7 protein-coding genes are annotated in these 7,025 nt (G+C 71.2%); 4 read left to right on the top strand and 3 right to left on the bottom strand.

The genetic code is table 11. The features are described 5' to 3' along the window. The coding region (locus tag ACFWGZ_RS37885; RefSeq protein WP_382456417.1) for an NAD(P)/FAD-dependent oxidoreductase at positions 1 to 1,148 on the top strand (1,148 nt) is incomplete at its 5' end. Between the two features lie 33 nt (positions 1,149 to 1,181). On the opposite strand, the gene ACFWGZ_RS37880 is transcribed toward ACFWGZ_RS37885, so the two are convergent. Beyond that, positions 1,182 to 1,787, bottom strand: coding sequence for a DNA-binding response regulator (locus tag ACFWGZ_RS37880; RefSeq protein WP_382456416.1), 606 nt, complete (start codon positions 1,785 to 1,787; stop codon positions 1,182 to 1,184). Positions 1,788 to 1,895: 108 nt separating this feature from the next. Here ACFWGZ_RS37880 and ACFWGZ_RS37875 point away from each other — a divergent pair, with 108 nt between their 5' ends. From ACFWGZ_RS37875 to ACFWGZ_RS37865, 3 genes are all read left to right on the top strand, one after another. After that, positions 1,896 to 2,483 carry a flavodoxin family protein gene (locus tag ACFWGZ_RS37875; protein WP_382456415.1) on the top strand — a complete coding sequence of 196 codons (588 nt, stop codon included), beginning with the start codon at positions 1,896 to 1,898 and terminating at the stop codon, positions 2,481 to 2,483. Between the two features lie 5 nt (positions 2,484 to 2,488). Continuing rightward, on the top strand, positions 2,489 to 3,496 hold the full coding sequence (locus ACFWGZ_RS37870) for a ketoacyl-ACP synthase III family protein (RefSeq protein ID WP_382456414.1): 1,008 nt from the start codon (positions 2,489 to 2,491) through the stop codon (positions 3,494 to 3,496). 432 nt (positions 3,497 to 3,928) lie between these two features. Continuing rightward, positions 3,929 to 4,384, top strand: a complete 456-nt coding sequence (locus ACFWGZ_RS37865) for an AAA family ATPase (protein WP_382456413.1) — start codon at positions 3,929 to 3,931, stop codon at positions 4,382 to 4,384. Here the strand turns inward: ACFWGZ_RS37865 and ACFWGZ_RS37860 are convergent. Together ACFWGZ_RS37860 and ACFWGZ_RS37855 are read right to left on the bottom strand one after the other, a co-directional pair. After that, positions 4,381 to 6,579, bottom strand: coding sequence for a sensor histidine kinase (locus tag ACFWGZ_RS37860; RefSeq protein WP_382456412.1), 2,199 nt, complete (start codon positions 6,577 to 6,579; stop codon positions 4,381 to 4,383). The genes ACFWGZ_RS37865 and ACFWGZ_RS37860 overlap by 4 nt on opposite strands. A 150-nt stretch (positions 6,580 to 6,729) precedes the next feature. Continuing rightward, positions 6,730 to 7,025 (bottom strand): hypothetical protein (locus ACFWGZ_RS37855; protein ID WP_382456411.1); only part of this gene is annotated, 296 nt, incomplete at its 5' end.

The raw sequence follows: 7,025 nt of genomic DNA, 5'->3' as shown, positions 1-7,025 counted from the left end.
AGCAGGGACACCGCGGCCCCATCACGCTCATCGGTGACGAGCAGGCCGCGCCGTACCAGCGGCCCCCTCTCACGAAGGCCTACCTGGCGGGGGAGACCGACCTCGCCGGACTGGTCCTGCGGCAGGAGTCCTACTACGACGACCACGGCATCAAGCTCGTGCGCGACGAGCGGGTGATCGGGGTCGACCGGCAGGCACGGGTCGCGGTGCTGGGCTGCGCCCGCACGATCGGCTACGACCACCTGGTGTTCGCCACGGGCGCGCGGCCCCGGCCGTTGCCCATCCCCGGCGCCGAGCACGTGCTGAACCTGCGCACGGTCGCCGACGCGGACGCGATCAAGCGGCGGCTCGAGGACCGGATCGGGCTCGACGTCGTCGTCATCGGCGGTGGGTTCATCGGCTTGGAATTCGCTGCCGTGGTGCGGAAACTGCGCCACGAGGTGACCGTCGTCGAGGCGCAGCCGCAGGTGATGCAGCGGGCGGTGTCCGCGGAGACGGCCCAGCACCTCGTCAACCGCCACCGCAGTGAAGGCGTCCAGATCCTCACCGGGACGGGCGTCGCCGCGGTCAGGGAAGGCCTCGTCGAACTGACCGACGGCACGCTGCTCGTCGCCGACCTCGTGGTCGCGGGCATCGGCGTCGTCCCGAACACCGAGGTCGCCCAGCGCGCCGGCCTCGCGGTCGACAACGGCATCCTCGTCGACGCGCACCTCGGCACGGTCGACCCGCGCGTCTACGCGGTCGGCGACTGCGCGCGGTTCGCCAGCACGCACGCCGGCGGCCTGATCCGCCTGGAGTCCGTGCAGAACGCCACCGACCAGGCGACCACCGTCGCGGCGGCCATCATGGGCAGCGCGGAGCCCTACACCGCCCTGCCGTGGTTCTGGAGCGACCAGTACGACGTGAAGCTGCAGACGGCGGGACTCACCAACGGCCACGACCGCACGGTCACCGTCGGCGACCCGGCCGAGGGCCGCTTCTCGGTGTTCTGCTTCAAGAATGACAAGTTGATTGGAATCGAGGCGTACAACCGCCCGATCGACTTCCTCATGGGGCGCCGGATCCTCGAGAACGGCAACCGGCTCACCCCGGAGGACGTCGACCGGCCGGGCTTCGACCTGCGCGCCAGCCAGCAGAAGGCGGCGTGAGCGATGCCATCCGCACGACGGGGGACGCGGCGGCTACAGCCAGCCGGCTTCCTCGGCGATGCGGATGGCGTCCACCCGGTTGCGGCCGTTGAGCTTGGTCATGATCGTCGTCATGTAGTTGCGGACCGTGCCGACCGACAACGACAGCGCGACAGCGATGTCGGGCGCGTCGGCGCCGTTCGCGGCGAGGCGCAGCACCTCCAGCTCGCGGTCGGTCAGCGGGCACTCGCCGCGGTCCCACGCGGCCAGGGCGAGCTGGCTGTCCACCACCCGTTCGCCCGCGTGGACGCGGCGGATCGCGTCGGCGAGCTCCGACGGCGGCGCGTCCTTCAGCAGGAACCCGTCCACCCGCGCGGCCAACGCCCTGCGCAGCGTGCCCGGACGGCCGAGCGAGGTCAGCATCAACGTCCTGACCTGCGGCATCGTCTCACGGATCGTCGTCGCGGCGCTCAGCCCGTCGAGGATCGGCAGGTCGATGTCGATCACGCAGACGTCGGGACCGTGCTGCCGCGCGGTCGGCACGATCTTGTCGCCCGAGCTCACCTCGGCCACGACCTCGATGTCCGGTTCGAGGTTGAGCAGCGCGATGAGAGCACCGCGCACCATGTGCATGTCCTCCGCGAGCAGAACCCTGATCATCGCGCCCCTCCGCGCGACACCATATCTCCCAACGTTCATGTCGCGCTCCACGCCGCGTCGAGCCGGCCCGGCAAGGGTGGGGAGAGCTGCCTTGCGAAGGGATGCGCCATGGAACGCGCCGTCAACGTGACAGTCGTGTACTACTCCTCGACGGGAACGATCCACCGGCTCGCCACGGAGATCGCCGAGACAGCGGAGAAGCACGGCGCCGGCGTGCGCCTGGTGCGGGCGGCGGAGCTCGCGCCGGAGGCGGCGTGGCGGTCCCGTCCCGCCTGGGCCGCGCACCTCGAGGAGACGGCGGACGTGCCCGTCGCGTCGGTCGACGACGTGCTGTGGGCCGACGCCGTCGTGTTCGGCACGCCGACCCGGTTCGGCAACGTGTCCGCGCAGCTCAAGCAGTTCATCGACACGCTGGGGCCGGCGTGGTTCAGCGGCCTGCTCGCGAACAAGGTCTACAGCGCCTTCACCTCGGGCGGCTCCGTGCACGGCGGCATGGAAACCACGCTGGTCTCGATCTACAACATGGTCTGCCACTTCGGCGGGATCATCGTGCCCCCCGGCGGCGACCTGAACCCCTACGGCACCTCGCACGTCCTGGGCGCGGACAACGTGCCCGTCGACGAGATGGCGTTGCAGGCGGCCCAACTGCAGGCGGAACGCGTCGTGCGCATCGCACGCGCGCTGAAGGAGGTCTGACCGCGGTGCGAGTGAAGGATGTTTTCGTCAGCGGCACCGGCGTGCGCCTGCCGTCGACCCTGACGGTCGCGGACGCGATCGCGTCGGGGGAGTGCGAGCCGAAGCTCGTGGCGCGCACCGACGTCGAGTCCGTCTCGGTCTCCCCGCACGAGTCGGCGGCGGAGATGGCGGTCGAGGCGGCACGGGTCGCGCTGGCCCGCGCGAGGTCGGCGCCCGACGACGTCGACCTGATCCTGCACGCCACCACCTACCACCAGGGCCAGGACCTGTGGCCGGTCGGCTCGTACATCCAGCGCGAGACGGTGCGCAACTCCTGCCTGGCGCTGGAGATCCGGCAGATGTCGAACGGCGGCCTGGCCGCCATGGACCTCGCCGTGTCGTACCTGACCGCGAGGCCGGGCCGCGACGCCCTGCTGACGTCCTCCGACCGCTTCTGCCTGCCCGGCATCGACCGCTGGCGGACCGACCCCGGCACCCCCTACGGCGACGGCGCCTCCGCCCTCGTGCTGTCCACCCGAGGCGGCTACGCCCAGCTGCTGTCGCTGGCCATCAACGCCGACTCCGACCTCGAACCGCTGCACCGCGGCGACGTGCCGTTCGGCCTGGCGCCGTTCTCGCACCGCATCCCGGTGGACTTCGAGGAGGCCAAGCACGCGTTCAGCCGCGAGTTCGGCCTCTCCTACGGCATCAACAAGGCCAACGCGGGGCAAGCGCTTGCCGTGGAACAGGCCCTGTCCGACGCCGACATGAAGATCGGCGACGCCGACTGGGTGATCCTGCCGCACTTCGGCCGCCGGCGCCTCGACGTGAACTACCTGCGCCCGTACGACCTCGACACCGACCGCACCACGTGGTCGTGGAGCCGCACGGTCGGGCACCTCGGCGCCGGGGACCAGTTCGCGAGCCTCGACCACCTCGTGCAGTCGGGGAAGGCCGTGTCGGGGCAGCGGATCGTGATGTTCGGGGTGGGCGCCGGGTACAGCTGGGGCTGCGCGGTCATCGAGATGATGTGAGGCCTGCCGACGCGCGCGAGGTCGGCCTTGCGCGCGAGTGTCGGTAGGTGGGTGTGGGTGGGTAGAGGGCGGTCGACGCGCGAGAGGGCGGGCGACGGGTGAGGGGCGCCTTGTGGGTGAGGGGCGCTAACGCGCGAGAGGCCGCTTGATGCGCGTCGGTACAGCTGTTGTGCGCCCCCTCGGCATGAGGGAGGCCGACGCGCGCACGGACGAATCGCGCGCAGGCGCGATCAAGCCCAGGCAGCCCGCATGCCTGAGCAGCTCCGCAGCCCTCCACCGCCTTCCACTGCGATTCGCACCCCTCCCCGGCCGCAACCCGCACCGGCCAGCCCCCCACCGCCGGAAACCAACCCCGAACCACCCCTCCCGCCCCACCCCGAACGGGCGAAACCCCGGTGCCCCCACCCCGCCACCCGTGCGAGCATCACCCCCGTGCCGAGGCTGATCCTCACGTGCGGCCTGCCGGGCGCCGGCAAGACCACCCTGGCGAAGCGGCTGGAACGCGAGGTTCCGGCCATCCTCCTGTGCCCCGACGAGTGGATCCACGGCCTGGGCGTCGACCTCTTCGACGAACCCTTCCGGGCACGGCTGGAGCACAGGTTCAAGACCCTCGCCCGCCACCTCCTGCACCACGGCCAGGACGTCATCCTCGACTTCGGCTTCTGGGACCGCGCGGAACGCGACGAGCTGCGCGAGATGGCCCGCGCGCTCGGCGCGCAGGTCGAGCTGCGCTACCTGGAGGTGCCGTTCGCCGAGCTCGTCCGCCGGCTCGAGATCCGCAACCGGGACGGGTTCGTGGTGATCACCGAAGACCTCATGACCGGGTACGCGCAGGTGTTCGAGGCGCCCGACGCCGCCGAGCTGGGCCTGTACGACAACCGGCCCTAGAGGATCGGGATCTCCGCCCGCAGCCGGTAGGTGTGCTGCGGCGTGGGCCCGGCCTGCAGTTCGCCGCCCAGCGCGCGGACGCGGGTCGTCAGGTTGCCGATGCCGCTGCCGTCGCGCGAGCCGTGGTCGTTCGACGAGATGCCGTCGTTCACGATGTCCATCGTGACGAGGTCGCGGGAGCTCTCCAGCACGATCTCGCAGTGCTCGGCCTTGCTGTGGCGCAGCAGGTTCGTCACGCCCTCGCGCAGCACGGTCGCGAGCGTCACCTTCACCTCGGTCGGCAGCTGGTCGCACGCGTCGATGCGCACGGTGACCTCGATGTCGGCCGCGGACAGCAGCGCCTGCGCGGACTGGGTCTCCTCGTCGAACGACAGCTCGCGGTAGCTCAGCGCCACCGACCGCACGTCCGCGAGGGCCTGCCGGGAGATCTCCAGCACCTCGGTGAGCTCCTGGCGCGCGCGGGCGGGGTCGATCGTCGCCAGGCGGTGGGTGAGCTCGCTCTTCAGCGTGATGGCGGAGAGGCTGTAGCCGAGCAGGTCGTGCAGGTCGCGGGCGAACCGCAGCCGCTCCTGCGTCACCGCGGCCGTCGCCAGCTCCTCGCGGGCCTCGTGCAGCTGGGTCACCATCGACCGCAGCCGGGTCAGCGCGTAGAGCACCAGCCCGTGGTTGGTCGCCGCGATGATGAAGTACTCGATGTTGACGGAGTCCTCGCCGACGGCCCTGGCGATGACGGCCTGCCCGGCGACCACCGCGACGAACGCCACCCAGTTGAGCCGGCGGGGCAGGAGCAGCGCGGCCGATCCGGCGAGGAAGCCCGGCACACCGCCGATGTAGGGGTTGCTGAACACGAACTGCGGCACGTACACGCAGACCGCGAGCCCCGCCAGCGCCGCGTAGCCGAGTGCGGGCCGGACGTGCGGGCGGCTCACGACACCCAGCACGAGCGCGGCGATCACCACGTTGCTCACGGCGGCGAGCGCGATCCCGGCCACGCCGACCGTGTCGTAGTCGTACGACGCCAGCGTCGTCGCCATCACCCCGTAGCCGATCACCACGGTCGTCAGCAGCACCTGCGCGAACCGCGTCTCGATCGGCGGGCCGGCCGGGCGCGACTCGCGCGCGGGCTCCTCGGGTTCCGGCTCGGCCGGCACCTCGGCGAGCAGGCGGAAGGTGCCGGCCGGTGAGGTCTGGACGAGGAGCGAGCCGCCGATGGCTTTCGCGCGGGTGGCGAGGTTGGTGAGACCGCTGCCCCGCTCGCCGTCGGCCTGGGCGGGCACGCCGTCGTTCACGATGTCGATCGACACCGTCCTGCCGGAGCGGGCGATGGTGATCGAGCAGCGACCGGCCAGGCTGTGCCGCAGCAGGTTCGTCACGCCCTCGCGCAGCACCGCGGCGAGCACGGTCCGGGAGCGCGGGGAGAGCTCCGCCGGGTCGGCCTGGATCGTCGTCGCGACCCCCGCCGCCGTCAGCACGGACCGCGCCGACTCGATCTCGTCGGTCAGCGACAGCTCGCGGTAGCTCGAGGCCACCGCACGAACGTCCGTCAGGGCCTCGCGGGCGATGCCGAGGATCTCCGCCAGCTCCCGCAGGGCGCGCTCGGTGTGCTCACCGAGCATCCTGCGTGCCAGCTCGACCTTCAGCGTGATCGCCGACAGGCTGAAGCCGAGCAGGTCGTGCAGGTCGCGGGCGAACCGCAGCCGTTCCTGCGACACCGCGAGGTCGGCGAGCTCGGACCGGGCGGTCTCCAGCTGCTTCACCAGCGACGGCAGCCTGGACAGGCCGAAGACGACCAGTCCCGCGACCATCGACGACACGAGGTAGTAGGCCAGCAGGCCGATCTCGTACTGGCCGATCTTGGTCGCGGCGTTGGCCAGCGCCACCGCGGCGAAGACGAACCACCGCACACGTCCGGGCAGCACCAGCAGCGCGCTGCCCGCGAGGAAACCGGGCATGCCCGACCACGCGTTGGGGAAGAACAGCACCGGCACGAACACCAGCAGCGCGAGCGCGGCGAGTGCCAGGTGCGCCTTGACCGACCGCAGGTCCGCGCTCGGCCGCGAGAAGACGCGCAGCTGCAGGAACCCGATCGTGAGCAGGCAGGCGAGCGATCCCGCGATCCGCGCCGGGGTGGCACCGGCCTGCAGGACGTTGAAGAAGGCGTTGGCGAGGTAGCCGACGAACACCACGCTGATCACGACGTACGCCAAACGACGGGATACCGAGGAACGTTCCTGTCGCAGCGTCACAGCAGCTCCCACGCGAGGGTCGGGACGCGGCCATGATACGGGCGCTTCCTGGGAAACCGCGTTTTTCGCGCTGCGCGATCGGAGCAACATCACGCCGGTTCAACGCCTCGCCGTGACGACCAGCCCGGCACCGGCCAGGTAGGCGACGACATCGGCCACGAGAGCTCTCTGCAGGTGCAGGGTCTCCGCGATCTCGGTGATGGTGGTCGCGCTGTCCAGCAACCACTTCGCGATCTCCGTGGCGGGTGCGCTGTGCAGGATCACCTGGTACTGCTGCCCCGGGCAGGCGAGCGCCTGGTCGCCGTTCAGCCGTTCGATCTCGGTGCCGTGCCGCATCGCGACGAGCTCGTCGTCGGCGATGTGCGGCAAGCCGAACACGGCGTCGCGGGTCACGG

The organism is Lentzea sp. NPDC060358 (genome assembly GCF_042725365.1).
In the GTDB taxonomy this organism is placed as follows: Bacteria; Actinomycetota; Actinomycetes; order Mycobacteriales; family Pseudonocardiaceae; genus Lentzea.
Note: the sequence above shows the minus strand (reverse complement) of the source record. Positions and strands in the feature narration are given on the sequence as shown.